General features: G+C 70.9%; 16 protein-coding genes and 1 pseudogene. 7 read left to right on the top strand and 10 right to left on the bottom strand.

Translation table 11 applies throughout. From position 1 onward, the window contains the following. Positions 1–43 precede the first annotated feature (43 nt). The 4 genes from VFZ39_RS09565 to VFZ39_RS09550 all read right to left on the bottom strand — a co-directional run bounded on the left by VFZ39_RS09565 (position 44) and on the right by VFZ39_RS09550 (position 2,673). A complete protein-coding gene (locus VFZ39_RS09565) occupies positions 44–751 on the bottom strand; it encodes an NADH-quinone oxidoreductase subunit C (protein WP_330865510.1) in 708 nt (235 codons plus the stop codon). Then, positions 748–1,302, bottom strand: coding sequence for an NADH-quinone oxidoreductase subunit B family protein (locus VFZ39_RS09560; RefSeq protein ID WP_330865509.1), 555 nt, complete (start codon positions 1,300–1,302; stop codon positions 748–750). Before VFZ39_RS09560 ends, VFZ39_RS09565 begins: the two co-directional genes overlap by 4 nt. A gap of 113 nt (positions 1,303–1,415) precedes the next feature. After that, the gene (locus VFZ39_RS09555; protein WP_330865508.1) at positions 1,416–1,775 is read right to left on the bottom strand and encodes an NADH-quinone oxidoreductase subunit A; all 360 of its coding nucleotides are present in this window, start codon (positions 1,773–1,775) and stop codon (positions 1,416–1,418) included. A 190-nt stretch (positions 1,776–1,965) separates the two neighbouring features. Next, positions 1,966–2,673 carry a demethylmenaquinone methyltransferase gene (locus tag VFZ39_RS09550; protein WP_330865507.1) on the bottom strand — a complete coding sequence of 236 codons (708 nt, stop codon included), beginning with the start codon at positions 2,671–2,673 and terminating at the stop codon, positions 1,966–1,968. A 119-nt stretch (positions 2,674–2,792) separates the two neighbouring features. Between VFZ39_RS09550 and VFZ39_RS09545 the strand changes: the two genes are divergently transcribed. Continuing rightward, complete coding sequence (locus VFZ39_RS09545) at positions 2,793–3,626, top strand: L,D-transpeptidase family protein (RefSeq protein ID WP_330865506.1); 834 nt, start codon at positions 2,793–2,795, stop codon at positions 3,624–3,626. Between the two features lie 29 nt (positions 3,627–3,655). Then, positions 3,656–4,960, top strand: a complete 1,305-nt coding sequence (locus VFZ39_RS09540) for an isochorismate synthase (RefSeq protein ID WP_414690281.1) — start codon at positions 3,656–3,658, stop codon at positions 4,958–4,960. On the opposite strand, the gene VFZ39_RS09535 is transcribed toward VFZ39_RS09540, so the two are convergent. Then, positions 4,957–5,598: an MBL fold metallo-hydrolase gene (locus VFZ39_RS09535; RefSeq protein ID WP_330865505.1), complete on the bottom strand. Its 642-nt coding sequence runs from the start codon at positions 5,596–5,598 to the stop codon at positions 4,957–4,959. The two genes, VFZ39_RS09540 and VFZ39_RS09535, sit on opposite strands and share 4 nt — an antisense overlap. A gap of 259 nt (positions 5,599–5,857) precedes the next feature. Here VFZ39_RS09535 and VFZ39_RS09530 point away from each other — a divergent pair, with 259 nt between their 5' ends. The 5 genes from VFZ39_RS09530 to VFZ39_RS09510 all read left to right on the top strand — a co-directional run bounded on the left by VFZ39_RS09530 (position 5,858) and on the right by VFZ39_RS09510 (position 11,811). After that, the gene (locus VFZ39_RS09530; RefSeq protein ID WP_330865504.1) at positions 5,858–7,525 is read left to right on the top strand and encodes an ABC transporter substrate-binding protein; all 1,668 of its coding nucleotides are present in this window, start codon (positions 5,858–5,860) and stop codon (positions 7,523–7,525) included. Between the two features lie 128 nt (positions 7,526–7,653). Further along, positions 7,654–8,664 (top strand): ABC transporter permease, encoded by a 1,011-nt coding sequence (locus tag VFZ39_RS09525; protein ID WP_330865503.1) that lies wholly within the window; start codon positions 7,654–7,656, stop codon positions 8,662–8,664. A 4-nt stretch (positions 8,665–8,668) separates the two neighbouring features. Beyond that, entirely contained in the window at positions 8,669–9,652 is a 984-nt protein-coding gene (locus tag VFZ39_RS09520) for an ABC transporter permease (protein ID WP_330865502.1), read from the top strand. Positions 9,653–9,656: 4 nt separating this feature from the next. Next, entirely contained in the window at positions 9,657–10,658 is a 1,002-nt protein-coding gene (locus VFZ39_RS09515; RefSeq protein ID WP_330865501.1) for an ABC transporter ATP-binding protein, read from the top strand. Continuing rightward, positions 10,651–11,811 (top strand): oligopeptide/dipeptide ABC transporter ATP-binding protein, encoded by a 1,161-nt coding sequence (locus VFZ39_RS09510; RefSeq protein ID WP_330865500.1) that lies wholly within the window; start codon positions 10,651–10,653, stop codon positions 11,809–11,811. Before VFZ39_RS09515 ends, VFZ39_RS09510 begins: the two co-directional genes overlap by 8 nt. A 50-nt stretch (positions 11,812–11,861) precedes the next feature. On the opposite strand, the gene VFZ39_RS09505 is transcribed toward VFZ39_RS09510, so the two are convergent. From VFZ39_RS09505 to VFZ39_RS09485, 5 genes and pseudogenes are all read right to left on the bottom strand, one after another. After that, positions 11,862–12,779 carry an AraC family transcriptional regulator gene (locus VFZ39_RS09505; RefSeq protein ID WP_330865499.1) on the bottom strand — a complete coding sequence of 306 codons (918 nt, stop codon included), beginning with the start codon at positions 12,777–12,779 and terminating at the stop codon, positions 11,862–11,864. A 64-nt stretch (positions 12,780–12,843) separates the two neighbouring features. Then, positions 12,844–14,421 carry a 2-succinyl-5-enolpyruvyl-6-hydroxy-3-cyclohexene-1-carboxylic-acid synthase gene (menD, locus tag VFZ39_RS09500; protein ID WP_330865498.1) on the bottom strand — a complete coding sequence of 526 codons (1,578 nt, stop codon included), beginning with the start codon at positions 14,419–14,421 and terminating at the stop codon, positions 12,844–12,846. Then, entirely contained in the window at positions 14,418–15,368 is a 951-nt protein-coding gene (locus VFZ39_RS09495) for an o-succinylbenzoate synthase (protein ID WP_330865497.1), read from the bottom strand. Before VFZ39_RS09495 ends, menD begins: the two co-directional genes overlap by 4 nt. Then, positions 15,365–16,372, bottom strand: coding sequence for an AMP-binding protein (locus VFZ39_RS09490; protein ID WP_330865496.1), 1,008 nt, complete (start codon positions 16,370–16,372; stop codon positions 15,365–15,367). The genes VFZ39_RS09495 and VFZ39_RS09490 overlap by 4 nt, the downstream gene beginning before the upstream one ends. 89 nt (positions 16,373–16,461) lie before the next feature. Further along, positions 16,462–17,294: pseudogene (locus VFZ39_RS09485) on the bottom strand (GTP-binding protein); the annotation flags it as partial.

The raw sequence follows: 17,294 nt of genomic DNA, 5'->3' as shown, positions 1-17,294 counted from the left end.
GACGGAGGAGCGCAGCGGGGGAGGCGGGGAACGTGGGGTGACATCAGTTGTACGACCTCCGCTCATCAGGCGGCGGGATGCTGCCGCCCTTGTACTCGACGGGGATGCCGCCCAGTGGGTAGTCCTTACGTTGCGGGTGCCCGGGCCAGTCGTCGGGCATCAGGATCCGGGTCAGCGCGGGGTGACCGTCGAAGACGATCCCGAACATGTCGAAGGTCTCCCGCTCGTGCCAGTCGTTCGTCGGGTAGACGGCGACCAGGCTCGGGATGTGCGGATCGGCGTCGGGGACCGAGACCTCGAGTCGGATCCGTCGGTTGTGGGTCATCGACAGCAGGTGGTAGACGGCGTGCAGCTCACGACCGTGGTCCTCGGGGTAGTGGACTCCGCTCACGCCAGCGCAGAACTCGAACCGGAGCCGCTCGTCGTCGCGCAGCAGCTGCGCGACGGCGACGAGGTCCTCGCGGCGGACGTGGAACGTGATCTCGCCGCGGTGGACGACGACCTGGTCGAAGGCTCGCTCCAGCCCCGCCTCGTCGGCCCGGGTCTCGAGGACGTCGGCGACCTCGTCGAACCAGCCGCCGTACGGGCGCGGGGTGGCACCCGGGAAGAGGATCGGCTGTCGCAGCCCGTCGTACCCGCTGGTGTCGCCGGACCCCTGCACACCGAACATGCCGCGCCGCTCGCCGACGGCGTGGACGCCGCCCTCCTCGGCCGGTAGCCGGTTGCCGGGCTGGTTCTGCTCCTCGGTCACCGGAGAAGGCCCTTCATGTCGGAGGTCGGGAGCGCCTTGAGGGCGGCGGTCTCGCGCTCCTCGATCTGTGCGAGCCGGTTGGCACCGAGCTTGCCGCTCTGCACCTGCTCGTGGAGCTTGAGGATCGCGTCGATCAGCATCTCCGGCCGGGGCGGGCAGCCGGGCAGGTACATGTCGACCGGCACGACGTGGTCGACGCCCTGGACGATCGCGTAGTTGTTGAACATGCCGCCGCTGCTGGCGCACACGCCCATCGCGAGCACCCACTTGGGCTCAGCCATCTGGTCGTAGATCTGACGCAGCACCGGTGCCATCTTCTGGCTGACCCGGCCAGCCACGATCATCAGGTCGGCCTGTCGGGGGCTCGCCCGGAAGACCTCCATGCCGAACCTGGCGAGGTCGTACTTCGGGCCACCGGAGGTCATCATCTCGATGGCGCAGCACGCGAGTCCGAACGTCGCCGGCCAGAAGCTGGCCTTGCGGAAGTAGCCGGCCACGCCCTCGACGGTCGTCAGCAGCACGCCGCTCGGAAGCTTCTCCTCTACACCCACGTCAGTCCTCGCTTCGCTCCGGGCTGACGCGGGGCCCGGGGACAGCAGTGCCCATTTGTTCGCTCGCTCCGCTCGCTCACGATGTCAGTCCTCGCTTCGCGTCGTTCACGTTGCTAGTTCCAATCCAGTCCGCCGCGACGCCACACATAGGCGTACGCGATGAAGACCGTGGCGATGAAGAGCACCATCTCGACCAGTCCGAACAGCTGCATCGCGTCGAAGTGCACCGCCCACGGGTAGAGGAAGATGATCTCGATGTCGAAGACGATGAAGAGCATCGCGGTGATGTAGTACTTCACCGGGAAGCGGCCCCCACCGATCGCGTGCGGCGTCGGCTCGATGCCGCACTCGTAGGAGTCGAGCTTGGCCCGGTTGTAGCGCTTCGGACCCACGACGGCGCTCATCACGACGGAGAAGACCGCGAAGCCCGCCGCCACGAGGGCCAGCGCCAGGACCGGCGTGTAGAGCTCCATCCTTGCTTTCCTTCCCTCGTTCGCGCACCTGCATCGTGACGGAGGTTTGTGACCTTGTGAACGTCTTCACAATGACGGCGCGTCGCACAGTCTAGGGCTCAGACAGCGCGACCGCACCCCGGGGTCCGGGCCCCCGAAATGGCCGCTGACCTGCGTATTTAGATAACGAACACGTTGCGATATTCGAGCGCTACCGGACCCGAGAACCGCGGGCCACGCCCCGGTGGAGCGCCACGACCCCACCGGTCAGGTTGCGCCACTCCACCCCGCTCCAGCCCGCCTCCTCCAGCAGTGCTGCGAGGCCGGCCTGGTCCGGCCAGGCCCGGATCGACTCGGCCAGGTAGACGTACGCGTCCGGACTGGACGAGACCCCCCGCGCCATTGCGGGCAGAGCCCGCATCAGGTACTCGAGGTAGACGGTGCGGAACGCGGCGTTGGTGGGGTGGCTGAACTCGCAGACCACCAGCCGGCCGCCGGGCCTGGTCACCCGCAACAGCTCGCGGAGCCCCGCGAGCGGGTCCACGATGTTCCGCAGCCCGAACGAGATCGTGACCGCGTCGAAGGTGTTGTCGCCGAACGGCAGCCGGGTGCCGTCACCGGCCGTGAACGGCAGGTGCGGTCGGGCCTGCTTGCCCACGCGCAGCATCCCGATCGAGAAGTCACACGGGACGACCGTCGCGCCCCGCTCGGCGAACGGCTCGCTCGACGTGCCTGTGCCGGCTGCGAGGTCCAGCACCAGCTGCCCCGGTCGGGCGTCGACGGCGTCGATGACCTCGCGACGCCACCGGCGGTCCTGGCCGAGCGAGAGCACGTCGTTGGTGACGTCGTACCTGCGGGCGACCGCGTCGAACATCCGCCGGACGTCGGCGGGCTGCTTGTCGAGCTCTGCACGGGCCACAGGTGCAGCGTACGGGCGGCGAGGAGCTCGGGTGGACAGGGGATCTGCGTGCAACCAATCGGCTCCGGGACGCGTCCTCTTCCTGACACCGATCCACGACGAACCTTCCGGAGACCACGATGAAGCTGTTGCGAGTCGCTCTCGTCACCGTGCTGGCCGCGATCCTCGCCGTCACCACGGCGTACGGCGTCGGCCACGCCGTACGCGACAGCGACCCCTCCCCGTCCGCGCCGAGCTCGAGCGAGCGTCCGTCGGCTCAGCCGGTGGTCCCGTCGCAGCCGATCCGGCAGGTCCCACCGCAGGAGCGCGAGCTGCAGCCGGGCCCGGTCATCCTCGGAGCGGGTGACGTGGGCGACGCGGTGCGCGACCTGCAGGCGCGGCTGATCCAGATCGCGTGGCTGTACGGCGACGTCACCGGCACCTACGACGCTGCGACGGTCGAGGCGGTCCGGGGCTTCCAGCAGAAGCGCGAGATCCCGGTGACGGGCCAGGTCGACCAGCGCACGCTCGACCGGTTGCACGCCATGACCGGCACACCCACGTACGACCAGAAGCACAACATCGAACCGAAGCCCGGTGCACTGGACCCGCGATGCACGACCGGGCGGGTGCTGTGCGTCGACAAGACGACCAGCTCGCTGCGGTGGGTGGTCGACGGGCAGGTGCTCGAGACGTTCGACGTGCGCTTCGGCGCGCCCGGAATGCCGACGCGCGAGGGCGAGTTCTCGGTCTACCGGATGTCGCGTGACCACGTCTCGAGCCTCTTCGGCTCGTCGATGCCCTTCGCGATGTTCTTCTCCGGTGGGCAAGCAGTCCACTACTCACCCGAGTTCGCAGCGGAGGGCTACGCCGGCGGCTCCCACGGCTGTGTCAACGTGCGGGACTACGACGGGATCGCGGCGGTCTTCGACCAGGTCCGGCTCGGCGACAAGGTGATCGTCTACTGGAGCTGAGCCCGGCCGTGGCGCCCCGGTGGCCGGGAATGCCGGGCCGGGGGCGGTCGGGCGTAGGCTCCGGGGTCGTGACGAGCGCGACGCCCCGCAGCGCAGCGAGCCCACTCGCCGTCCGCACCGTCGAGCTCGACCTCGACGCTGCGAGCGGGCTGCTGGCGTTGCTCCCGGCGGACCGTCCTGTGACCTGGCTCCGCCGCGGCGAGGGCCTGGTCGGCTGGGGCGCCGCCGCCGAGATCAGGACCTCCGGCCCCACCCGGTTCGCCGACGCGGCCAAGTGGTGGAGCGAGACCACGGCCGGCGCCGCGGTTCACGACGAAGTCGACGAGCCCGGGTCGGGCCCGGTGTGCTTCGGGTCGTTCGCCTTCGCCGACGAGCCTGGCGACTCCGTGCTCACGATCCCGCAGGTCGTCGTCGGCCGGCGCGGTGACCGGACCTGGGTGACCACCGTCGCTCACGGCTCGCTGCCGCAGCCCGCCCCGGTGGCGCTGGCCGAACCCGCTCACGAGCCGCTGGCGGTGAGCTTCGCAGACGGCGCGCTCAACGGTGAGGGCTGGATGAGCGTGGTTGCCGACGCCGTCAAGCGGATCAACGGCGGGGACCTGGAGAAGGTCGTGCTGGCGCGCGACCTGATCGCTACCAGCGACGAGCCGGTGGACGTCCGCTGGCCCCTGGCACGGCTCGCCCGCGACTACCCGATGTGCTGGACGTTCCACGTCGACGGCCTCTTCGGTGCGACGCCGGAGCTGCTCGTGCGCCGCGAGCGGGGCCTGATCACCTCCCGCGTCCTGGCCGGCACCATCCGTCGTACCGGCGACGACGAGCGGGACCTCGCGCTCGCCGCCACCCTCGCCCGGTCGTCGAAGGACCTCGAGGAGCACGAGTACGCCGTCCGGTCGGTCGCCGACGCGCTCGACCCGCACTGCTCGTCGATGAACGTGCCGGAGGCGCCGTTCGTGCTCCACCTGCCCAACGTCATGCACCTGGCGACCGACGTCGCCGGCGTCGTCCACGACGCCGAGACCGTCTCGTCCCTCCAGCTCGCCGAGGCGCTGCACCCCTCGGCCGCCGTCGGGGGCACGCCGACCCCCGCAGCGACCCGGCTGATCGCCGAGATCGAGGGCATGGACCGCGGGCGCTACGCAGGCCCGGTCGGGTGGATGGACGCTGCTGGGGACGGCGAGTGGGGCATCGCGCTGCGCTCCGCGGAGGTCAGCGGTGCGACCGTCCGGCTGTTCGCGGGCTGCGGCATCGTCGCCGACTCCGATCCGGAGGCCGAGCTGGCGGAGTCGCAGGCGAAGTTCGTGCCGGTGCGCGACTCCCTGCTGGGCGGCTAGCTCTCCTGGAGATCCTCGCCGTCGGCGAGCCGGGTGTAGGACTGCGTCTCGGGCAGCAGCGCCGCGAAGTGGCCGTCGACGATGCCGAGCCCGGCCTCGGAGTAGACCCGGTCGTGGATCGCGAGGTTGCGGGCGGCGCCGACCTCGCGCGCGAAGTCGACGGCCTCGGACGCCTTGAGCCACGGCGCCGACACCGGCGCGCAGAGGACGTCGACCGGCTGCCCCGGCCCGGTCAGGGCGTCACCGGGGTGGAACAGGGTCCGGGACCCGGCCGTGACGAGGTACCCGGAGTTGCGGAACCGCGGGAGCTCGCGGTGGATCACCGCGTGCAGCTCACCGACCGCTCGCACCGACAGCCCGGCGTCGAACTCCTCGTCGGGTCCGACCACCGTGAGCCGTTCGACTAGGTCCGGCGCCTCCTCGCGGATCCGGCCGGCCACCGCGTCGATCGTGAAGACCGGGGCGTCGGCGGCCCGCAGCCGGTCGGGGAGGTAGTGGTCGGGGTGCTCGTGGGTCACCAGCACCGCGGTGGCTCCGTCGACGGCCTCGGGCTCGGTCCACACCCCCGGGTCGATCACGAGCACCGCACCCGCGCTTTCCACCCGGACGCAGGCGTGCCCGAACTTCGTGATCCGCATCCGACCAACGTAGTCCCGGCGCCGCAGATCCGACCGCGTGGACCCACCGGGCTCGTCGGGCCCCGCCTGCAGACTGTGACGGAAGATCACGGCAGATCACGGCCTGGTAACAGGTCCGCTGCCCGCCCCACACGTCCTGTTGTCACGACACGGCTTGGGGCTACTGTGCGCGGAGCGCCGACGAGACGTGGTTCACGTCACGGGGCACCGAGGCCCACCGCCAGGGTGGACCGCACGACACATTGTGAGGTTGCAACTGATGAGAAGCATCCGCAAGGTAGCGCCGCTGGCCCTGGCCGCTGCGCTCGCGCTGGGCGTGACTTCCTGCGCCGAGTCCGACCGTGAGGGCGGCTCGGGCAACGAGGGCGAGGGTGGCGGGACGTTCACCTTCGGCGCGGCCGGTGCCCCCGAGATGTTCGACCCCCTGTACGCCACCGACGGCGAGACCTTCCGCGTCACCCGTCAGATGTTCGAGGGGCTCCTCGACATCGAGCCCGGCAGCGCCGAGGTCGTCCCCGGTCTGGCCGAGGAGTGGACCTCCAACGAGGACGGCACGGTCTGGGACTTCACGCTGCGCGACGACGTGACCTTCCACGACGGCACCCCGTTCAACGCCGAAGCGGTCTGCGCCAACTTCGAGCGGATGTTCGACCAGAACGAGGCCGGCCAGGTCGCCGCCGAGTACTGGGGCTACGTCATGGGCGGCTTCTCCAACGCGCCGGAGGACTCGCTCTACAAGAGCTGCGAGGCGACCGACGAGTTCGTCGCCCAGGTGACGATCACCCGCCCCACCTCCGGCTTCCCGACCATGCTCACGCTGTCCTCGCTGGCGATGCAGTCGCCGACCGCGATGGAGGAGGGTGACGCCAACGGCATCGCTGCGGAGGGCGAGGGCTTCTCCTTCCCGGCCTACGCCCAGGCCCCCGTCGGCACCGGCCCCTACAAGTTCGGCGAGTACGACGAAGCCAACGCCACCATCACGCTCGAGGCGAACACCGACTACTACGGCGACGCCCCGGCGTCCGACGAGCTGGTCTTCCGCGTGATCCCCGACGAGAGCACCCGTCGCCAGGAGCTCGAGGCCACCAGCATCGACGGCTACGACCTCCCGAACCCGGCAGACTGGGCGGGTCTCGAGGAGGGTGGCAACCAGGTCGAGGTGCGCCCCGCGTTCAACATCCTGTACCTGGGTCTGAACCCCGAGGCGAACCCGCAGCTGAAGGACCCGAAGGTCCGGCAGGCGCTCTACTACGCGCTGAACCGTGACCAGCTGGTCCAGACCCAGCTGCCCGAGGGTGCCGAGGTCGCGACGCAGTTCATGCCGTCGACCGTGAGCGGCTACAACAGCTCGCTCGAGCCGTACCCCTACGACCCCGAGCGGGCCAAGCAGCTGCTGGCCGAGGCAGGCGCCGAGGGCATGACCCTGAAGTTCGCCTACCCGACCGAGGTCAGCCGGCCGTACATGCCGGACCCGCAGAAGATCTACGAAGCACTCCGGACCAACCTCGAAGAGGCCGGCGTCAAGGTCGAGGTCGTGTCGTCCTCCTGGAACGGTGGCTACCTCGACAACGTCACCGCCGGCAAGTACGACGCGTACCTGCTCGGCTGGACCGGTGACTACGACGCGGCGTTCAACTTCATCGGCACCTTCTTCGGGAACCTGAAGGAGAACGACTTCGGGACCAAGGTCATGCCGTGGGGCAAGCAGCTCGCCGACGACCTGCAGGCGGCCGACGCCATCGTCGACGAGGCCGAGCGCGCGACTGCGTTCGAGACGATCAACCAGCAGATCATGGAGGAGTACCTCCCGGGTCTGCCGATCAGCCACTCGCCGCCGGCCCTCGTGGTCGGACCCGACGTGGAGGGTCTGATCCCGAGCCCGCTGACCGCGGAGGAGTTCGACACCGTCAGCGTCGGCGGCCGGTGACGGTCACCTCACGCTGACACGACCACGAGACGGTCGAGGGGGGCCGCCCACCACGGGTGGCCCCCCTCACCACTGCTCGGACTTCGGACTAGGGTGCACGCGACCCGAACGCGAGGGAGGCACAATCCATGCTCCGGTTCATCATCCGACGGCTGTTCCAGATGGTCGGCGTGGTGCTGGTGCTGTCGTTCCTGTTGTTCATGTGGCTGAGGTCGTTACCGGGTGGCCCCGTCTCGGCCATCCTCGGAGAACGCGCCACTGCGTCGCGTCGGCAGGCTCTCGAGGCCGCGCTCGGGCTCGACCAGCCGATCTTCGTGCAGTACCTCAAGTTCCTCCAGCGCGCCATCCAGGGGGAGTTCGGCATCTCCACCCAGGTCCTCCCAGGGACCGACGCTCTCGAGATCTTCCTGATGCGCCTTCCCGCGACTATCGAGCTCTCGTTCTTCGCGATGCTGATCGCCATCCCCCTCGCCATCCCGCTCGGCTACTTCGCCGCCCGACGGCGCGGCTCCGCCCTCGACAACACCTCGATCGTCGTGTCGCTGCTCGGAGTCGCGGTGCCGGTGTTCTTCACCGCTTTCCTGCTCAAGTACTTCTTCGCCATCAAGTGGCCGATCTTCCCGGTGTCGGGGCGTCAGAGCGGCGACATCGACGCGACCCGGGTCACGGGATTCTTCGTGCTCGACGGCATCCTCACCCGCGAGTGGGACGCCGCCTGGGACGCTCTGATGCACTTGGCGCTCCCGGCAATCGCGCTCGCGACCATCCCGTTCGCGGTGATCTTCCGGATCACCCGAGCCTCGGTGCTCGACGTGCTCGACGAGGACTACGTCCGCACCGCCGAGGCCAAGGGCCTGACGTTGCGGGTGATCCGCAGCCGTCACGTCCTCCGCAACGCGATGCTCCCGGTCACCACGATCATCGGTCTGCAGGTCGGGGCTCTGCTGGGCGGCGCCGTGCTGACTGAGACCGTGTTCTCCTTCCCAGGCATCGGACAGGCCTTGGCGGAGGCGTTCCGAGATAAGGACTACGCGGTCCTGCAGGTGCTGATCATGGCGGCGGCAGCGATCTTCGTGCTGGTCAATCTGCTCGTCGACATCTCCTACGCGCTCATCGATCCGCGTGTCCGGGCGAGGTGACCCCATGACTGATCAGCACGGCACCGAGACCCCCGCTCCCCAGCGTGGCCGGTCCTACGGCGAGCGCCGCAAGCAGCGGATCGACGACCTGGCCGCGGCGTCCGTCGACGAGGCACCGGGTGTCTCTCTGTACGCCAGCGCCTGGCGCCGACTGCGCCGCAACCCGGTGTTCCTGATCGGCGCCGGGATCACCCTGCTCTTCGTGATCCTGGCCGTGATCTCCCCGTGGCTCGCGCCGTGGGACCCCGCCGCGACGCCACTCCTCGACAAGGTGCGGCCCCAGTCCAATCCGGTCCCCGGCCCCGAGCCGGGACATCCGCTCGGTGGCGACGACCGCGGCCGCGACCTGCTGTCACGGCTCCTGGTCGGCAGTCAGCAGACCCTCATCGTGGGCGTCATGGCCACTCTGCTCGGGTTCTTCGGCGGGATCACCCTCGGCACGCTGGCAGGCGCTCTCGGCGGCTGGATCGACTCGGTGGTCATGCGGATCGTCGACGTGCTGCTGTCGATCCCGTCGCTGCTGCTGGCGATCTCGATCGCGGCACTCTCGCAGAAGCCGAGCCAGTGGACGGTGATCGTCGCGATCGCGGTGACCCAGGTGCCGATCTTCGCCCGACTGCTGCGCGGCTCGCTGCTCGGACAGCGGGTGAGCGACCACGTGCTGGCGGCCCGGGCGCTCGGTGTCAAGCCCGGGGCCGTCGTGTTCCGGCACATGGTGCCCAACTCACTCGGGCCGGTGATCGTGCAGGCCACTCTGGTGCTGGCCACCTCCATCATCGACGCCGCTGCGCTGTCGTTCCTCGGGCTGGGCAACTCCGACGACCGAAAACCCGAGTGGGGCCAGATGCTGGGCCGCGCGCAACCGTTCATCTACGACAACCCGCACCTCGCGATCTACCCGGCGGCCTGCATCATCGTCGTCGCGCTCGGCTTCACCCTGATGGGCGAGTCCCTGCGCGAGGCCCTCGACCCGAAGTCTCGGCGGTGACCCCATGACGACCAAGGAACCCCTGCTCGCGGTCCGCGACCTCCGGGTCACGTTCACCCGGCACGGCGAGGAGCCGTTCACCGCGGTCGATGGCGTCTCGTTCGACGTGCACGCCGGCCAGACGCTCGGGCTGGTCGGTGAGTCCGGGTGCGGCAAGTCGGTCACGTCGCTGGCGGTGATGGGCTTGTTGCCCGCGCGCGGCAACCACGTCGAGGGTGCGGTCATCTACGAAGGCACCGACCTGCTCACGCTGTCGTCCTCGGAGATGCGCGACCGGCGGGGGCGCGACATCGCGATGATCTTCCAGGACCCGCTCTCCTCGCTGAACCCGGTCGTCCCGATCGGGATCCAGGTCACCGAGGTGATGGAGCGGCACCGTGACCTCTCGCGCAAGGAGGCCATGCCGAAGGCCCAGGAGCTGCTCGAGCGGGTCGGGATCCCGGATCCCAGGGCGCGGCTGAAGAACTACCCGCACCAGCTCAGCGGCGGGATGCGCCAGCGGGCACTGATCGCGATGGCGCTCGCGTGCGCCCCGAGACTGCTGATCGCCGACGAACCGACCACGGCGCTGGACGTGACCATCCAGGCTCAGATCCTGGCACTCCTCAAGGAGCTGGTCGAGGACACCGGCACCGCGCTGATCATGATCACCCACGACCTCGGCGTCGTGGCCGGTCTCTGCGACGAGGTCAACGTGCTCTACGCGGGGCGGATCGTCGAGCGCGGTGACCGACACCGGCTGTTCGCCCACTCCGCTCATCCGTACACCAACGGCCTGCTCGGCTCGATCCCGCGTCTCGAGGCCCCGCGAGGCGAGCGGCTCACCGCGATCCCTGGCTCGGTGGCCGACAACCTGCCGTGGACGTCCTCGTGCGCATTCGCGCCGCGCTGCCCGCGAGTCCTCGACCGCTGCCGGGAGGAGACCCCGGTGTGGGAGGAGCATCCCGCGACCGGACTGCGCTGCTTCAATCCTGCGGAGCGAGACGCGGAGGTGACCCATGTCTGAGTCAACGCAGCAGGTCGAGCCGAGGGGCGGCCGCGCGGGTGACGTGCTCGTCGACCTCAAGGGCGTGAAGGTCCACTTCCCCATCAAGAGCGGTGTGATCTTCGATCGCACCGTCGGGTTCGTCTACGCCGTGGACGGAGTCGACCTCCAGATCCGACGCGGCGAGACCTACGGCCTCGTGGGCGAGTCCGGCTGCGGGAAGTCGACGCTCGGAAAGGCGATCCTGCACCTGGAGACGCCGACCGAAGGCAGCATCGTCTTCGACGGCGTCGACATCGCGAGCCTCAAGGGCGAGGAGCTGCGGCGCAAGCGGCAGGACCTGCAGATGGTCTTCCAGGACCCGATGTCCAGTCTCGACCCGCGCCAGTCGGTCGAGTCGCTGCTGGTCGAGGGCATGAAGGCACACGGGCTGGCCAAGGACAAGGCGAAGACCCGGGCCCGGCTCCGTGAGGTGCTCGCGGCGGTCGGTCTGCCTCCGGCCGCCCTCTCGAAGTACCCCCATGAGTTCTCAGGCGGCCAACGGCAGCGGATCGGCATCGCCCGGGCGTTGTGTGTCGACCCGAAGCTGATCGTCGCCGATGAGCCGGTCAGCGCCCTCGACGTGTCGGTGCAGGCGCAGGTGCTGAACCTGCTCGTGGACCTCCAGCAGGAGTTCGGCCTCACCTACCTCGTCGTCGCGCACGACCTCGCCGTCGTACGACACGTCAGTGATCGGATCGGCGTGATGTACCTCGGCGGGCTCGTCGAGGAGTCCGAGGCCGGCGAGCTCTACCACAAGCCGTTGCACCCGTATACGCGCGCGCTGATGTCGGCGGTCCCGGTGCCCGACCCGACGGTCGAGGACCAGCGCGAGCAGATCCTGCTGACCGGAGACCTGCCGTCGCCGTCCAACCCGCCGAGCGGCTGCCGGTTCCACACCCGGTGCCCGTGGCGGCAGGCGACGCGGTGCGACGACGAGCGGCCCGAGCTGCGCGTCGTCGAGATCGACGGCGTGACACCCGGCCACCGGGTGGCGTGCCACTGGGTCGAGCAGATCGCGGCCGGCGAGGTCGAGGCGCACGACGTGGAGCCGGAGCTGGTGGTGGAGCATGCCACCGGGTCCCACGACCCGTACGTCCCGCATGAGCAGATGCCCGGCGACTCGGGGGTCTAGCGGTCGAGTCGCGCGTCCGCGGCAGTCGAGTCGCGCGTTCGCGGCCGTTCTCAGGCCGGCTGCGCCACCCAGAGCATCGGGTCGCCCCATCCCAGCTCGTCCACCCCGTGGGCGGCGAAGGCGAGCGCGACCAGGGTACGGCGGTGGGCGGCGAAGGTCAGCACGTGGGCGATCATGCCGCCGTAGGTGAACACCTCGGCCGGCTCGCAGAGCGCGTCGACGAAAGTGTCGTCGAGCCGGTTGGCGGTCACGACGTCGTGCACGTGGCGCAGGTACGTCGGACCCTCGACCCCGAGCCGCTCCCGCAACGAGGAGAGCGACTCGTGCTCCTCGACGGACCAGTCGTAGTCGCGGCTCGCCATCGCGGCGTTCCACATGCCCATCTGGCCGACCAGTCGCGAGAGCAGCGAGCGGATGGTCTGGCGGTCGTCGTCGACGTCGAGCTGGATCGGCTGGTCGAGCTGCTCGTCGCTGAGCCGCTCGGCGACCCGGATCATCTCGCCGGTGAGCCAGATGTGGTGCTCGACCATCTTCGTCAGGAGTTCCATGCTCGTGACCTCGTCTCTCGCCGGCAGCCGGAGGCCACCGGGTGGGTGGAAGTGGACGTTGCTGGGCGCCTCGAGCTGCAGGTGGCCGGGCTTCTTCCGCCAGGCGGCCGGCGGCACGCCGTACGCCTGCGTGAACGCACGGGTGAACGCCTCGTGCGAGCCGTATCCCGCCTCCACCGCGATGTCGATCAGCGGTGCGGACGTCGTCACCATCCGGTACGCCGCCCGTTCGAGGAGGATCCGTCGTCGGAACGTCTGCGGTGGCTCGCCGGCCACTGCGCTGATCATGCGGTCGAAGTGGAAGCGGGAGAAGTGGAACCTGCGGGCCAGGGCGGCCCCGGATGCCGGTACCGACGGGTTGTCCAGGGCTTCGGCGAGATGCTCGACGAAGCCCGCGAAGACGTCTGTGGCACCGGTCATGAGCCCGATCCTGCTTCGGTCGCCGACCGGCCGCTTGATCGTGCTTGCCCGGTCACGCGTGTGGTCACGGGCGCAGCCCCCGGATCCGCTCGTCGAGATCGCGTCGGTTGTCGCGGCGGACCCGCGCCTCCACCACCTCGACGCCGCCGTTGGGGGACGCCAGCGCATGCTGGAGCTCGGGCAAGGAGCCGACCTGGAGGTGGGGCGTGCGGGTGGCTGCGCACAACGAGGCCAGGTCGACGCCGTGAGGCGTCCCGAAGAGGGTCTCGTACCGGTCGGCGTACTCCGGGGCGCCCTGCTCGAGCATCGCGAAGATCGAGCCGCCGTCGTCGTTGACAACCACGATCGTCAGGTCGGGAACGGCCTCGCGAGGGCCGGTCATCAATGCGGTCGCATCGTGCAGGAATGTCACGTCACCCATCAGCGCGAGCGACCGCGTGCTGCTCGGCCGGCCCAGGGCTGCTCCGATCGCGGTTGAGACGGTGCCGTCGATCCCGGAGAGGCCGCGGTTGGCGATCACCTTGCGCCGGTCACCGACGGCGTAGGGCGCCACCATCAGGTCGAGGTCCCGGATCGGGCTCGAGGCCCCCACGACCAGCAGCCCGCCCGGCGGCAACGCCCGGCTGACCGCACCCGCCACGGTGTACGGCGTGAGATCGGGCTCCGCCGCCAGCAACGCGTCGAACTGACGGCTCACCGCACGATCGGCGGCCCGCCACTCCTCGAGCCACGCTGCGTCGTCAGGGCCGTCGACCGCGGGGCGCCCCGAGATGAACCGACCGGCCACCGCGAACGGCCGGTCCGGCCACACCCCCGGAGCGCCGGCGTCGATCACCTCGAGGTCGTCGCGTCCGAGCAGCCGGGTGACCGGCCGCGACAGGGTGGGGTGGCCGAAGACGACCACCCGCTCGATCCGCGTGCCGAGGTCGCTGCCGAGGAGCAGTCGGTAGCAGCGGATCGGGTTCGTCCCGGTCCGAGAACCGCTCGTCGGTTCGGCGAGCAGCGGCCAGCCCGCCTGCTCCGCCAGGATCCGGGCCGGCGGGCCAGCGTCGTCCCCGGCGATCACGACCGTGCGCGGGCCGAGCGGGACGGTCTCGAAGATCGCCGGTGCGATGCGCCCCGGTGGTTGACCGGGTGTCACGTCGGGCCGCCAGCGGTCGGCCGGCACCAGGGGGTCGTCGAGCTGGACGTTCAGGTGAAGCGGTGCCGGCGCATCGGCGAACGCGACCGGCGGTCCGGCCAGGTCGAGGGTCGCGACCAGCGGGCCGAAGACACCGACCTGGTCGGTGGTCTGGTTGGCCCCGGTGCCGCGGAGCCGGGCCGGCCGGTCCGCGGTCACGACGACCAGTGGCAGCCCCGCATGGGCGGCCTCGAGCACCGACGGGTGCAGGTTGGCGACCGCGGTGCCGGACGTGCTGATCACCGCGGCACGGGCTCCGACCTTCGTGAGGCCGAGCGCCAGGAAGCCGGCGGTGCGCTCGTCGACCCGGGTGTGGAGACGGACCAGTCCCGTCTCGGCGGCGTCGTACGCCGCGAACCCGAGCGGCGCGTTGCGCGAACCCGGCGCGAGCACCACCTCGGTGACGCCTGCTTCGACCAGCGCCGTGAGGACCGCCCGCGCCAGCTCGGTGGAGGTGCTCACGACCGACGATCCTGTCGCAGGGCCCGGACCTCGCTCAACCGCCGCTCCCAGTGGTCGACCCGGTCGGGCGCGGCGACGAGCCGGTCGACTGCCGCGGCGTGGAGAACCGGCGTGACCACCGGCAGCGCACCGTCGACCGGCAGCAACGGCTCCACCGCCAGGTCGTCGGTGAGGAGCTGGACCGTCGCCAGGCCGCAGGCGTAGGGAAGCTCGGGCAACGCCGCGGCGAGGGCCACCCCGGCCGCGATCCCGAGGCTGGTCTCCAGCGCTGACGAGACCACCACCGGCAACCCGATGTCCTCGGCGATCCGCAGGCACGCGCGCACCCCACCGAGCGGCTGCACCTTGAGCACCGCGACGTCGGCCGCGTCCAGCTCGCGCACGCGGTAGGGGTCGGCCGCCCGCCGGATCGACTCGTCCGCGGCGATCGGCACGTCCACCCGACGCCGCACGGCGGCGAGCTCCTCGACGGTCGGGCACGGCTGCTCGACGTACTCGAGGCCTCCGGCGGCGCGATCGAGCCGAGCGATCGCAGCGACGGCGGCGTCGACGTCCCAACCCCCGTTGGCGTCCACCCGGATCGCGCCCTGCGGCCCGAGGGCGTCACGAACCGCGGCCACGCGCGCCTCGTCCTCCGCGAGCGGCTGCCCCGGCTCGGCCACCTTGACCTTGGCGGTGCGGCAGCCGCCGTCGCGGGCGATCCGACGGGCGTCGTCCGGACCTACGGCCGGGACGGTCACATTGACCGGGACCCGGTCGCGTCGTGGCTGCGGCCAATCGCCGGCGGCCGCCTCCTCGGCGCAGCGCAACCACGGCTCGGCGACGTCGGGCGGGTACTCGAGGAACGGACTCCACTCGCCCCAGCCGGCCGCGCCCTCGACGAGGGCGCCTTCGCGCACGGTGATGCCGCGGAACCGGGTGCGCATCGGGATCGACCAGACCTTCACATGCCCTCCTCCGCCCGGGTGCGGAGTGCGAGCCGGTCGACCTTGCCGTTGGGCAGCAGCGGCAGCGCGTCGACCACGACCAGCTCGCGCGGCGCCCAGGTGCGCGGGTGGGCCTCGGCGACCCACGTGCGGGCGGTCTCGGTGTCGATGGTCCCGACGACATAGGCCACCACCCGGTGGCCCCACTCCTCGTCGGGCACACCCACCACAGCCGCGTCGGCCACGTCGGGGTGCTCGCGCAGCCGAGCCGCCACCGCGGGGGTCGGCACGTTCACGCCGCCGCTGACGACGACGTCGTCGAGCCTGCCGAGGACGTGCAGCCGACCGTCCTCGCCGAGCCGGCCAGCGTCCGCGGTGAGGAACCAGCCGTCGGCCAGTACCTCGGCGGTCGCCTCCGGGTCGCCGTCATAACCGGCGAACAGGGTCGGGCCACCGATCCGGATCCGGCCGTCCTCCCCGACCGCCAGCGCGACCCCGTCGAGCGGGAAGCCGTCGTACACGCAGCCACCGCAGGTCTCCGCCATCCCGTACGTCGCGACGACCCTGATCCCGGCGGCCTCCGCCCGCTCCCGGAGGCCGGGGTCGATCGGGCCGCCGCCGAGCAGCACCGCGTCCATGCCGGCCAGCGCGGCGACGTCGGCGCTCGACGCGAGCAGCCGGTGGAGCTGGGTCGGGACGAGGGACGTGAAGCGCGCTCCGCCTGTCGCATCGGACCATCCGTCCACGACCGGGTCGTGGCCCGCGACCAGCGACCTGACGACGACCTGGACCCCCGCGACGTACGTCGGTGGCAGGACCAGCGCCCACCGCCCCTCGGCCCCCAGCCGCCGGGCGGTGGCCTCGACGCTCGCGAGCACCGCGTCGCGCGGCAGCAGCACCCGCTTGGGCTTCCCGGTCGATCCGGACGTCTCGACCAGCAGCGGCGGGGCCTCGTCCGCGTCGAGCCAGTCGCGCAACCTTGCGACCACCTCCGCCGGCTCGCCGGCGACGCGCAGGGGCTCCATGGCCGAGAACGCTAGTCGTCGGCACACGACCGTGTGGCTCTGAGGTCACCTGGCGACCTCAAAGCCTCACGAACCGGGGACGGCCACGGTCATCGCCGGCGCTTCACCGGCCGCCCCTTCACCGGCCGGTAGCCGTCGAAGCGTGACTCCAGCACACCCTCACCGCCGGTGAGGTCCGGCAGCTGCCGCTGCAGCTCGTGCAGCCGGGTCGCGACCAGCCGTGCCTCGAGCTCGGTGAGCTCGCCCGACCCGGTCTGCGCCGTCACCTCCGCACCCCACCGGCCCAGCACCCGCTGCAGCCCAGCAGCGGCATCGGTCGGCGCCTCCAGCGTCACGCGCAGCACCGGCTCGCACACCACGGTGCCCGCTCGGTCCAGCGCCCGGCGAAGCACCACCGGCGTCACCTGCCGGAAGTCGTACGACGTGCTGAGCGGCCCACGCCGAGACGGCGGTCCGTCCCAGGTGCTGTAGGCACACTCGGTCAGCGTCACGACGCAGTCGGTCACCTCCCAGCCGTACCGGCCGGCCCGGAGGCTTCGCCGCACGTGGCGCTCGATCGCCTCGGAGAACCTCTCGGCGCTCTCGAACAGGTACAGCGGCATGTCGCGGGCCGGCGCGTCGACGACGAACCGGAAGCCCGACCCGGGCCGACCCGGCGCGATCCGGAGCCCGATGGTCGCCTGGTGCGGGTTCTCGTCGGTGTTGAGCCGAAGCACCGCCTGACCTGCGCGCCTCGGCCGTTCCACGTGGAGCACCGCGGCGTCGGCGAACCTCACCTCGATCCCGTGCTCGTCGGCCAGCGTCGCGCCGATCACCTCCTGCTGCACCCGCCCGTAGAGCGACACCGTGGCGCGCCCGTCGTCGTCGGCGCGGACGTCGATCAGCGGGTCCTGGTCCGCCAGCTGTTCCAGCGCTGCTCGCA

Origin of the sequence: Nocardioides sp., from assembly GCF_036374615.1 — a bacterium.
GTDB lineage: Bacteria > Actinomycetota > Actinomycetes > Propionibacteriales > Nocardioidaceae > Nocardioides.
The sequence above is the reverse complement of the archived record's forward strand: the minus strand, read 5'-3'. Positions and strand labels throughout refer to the sequence as shown.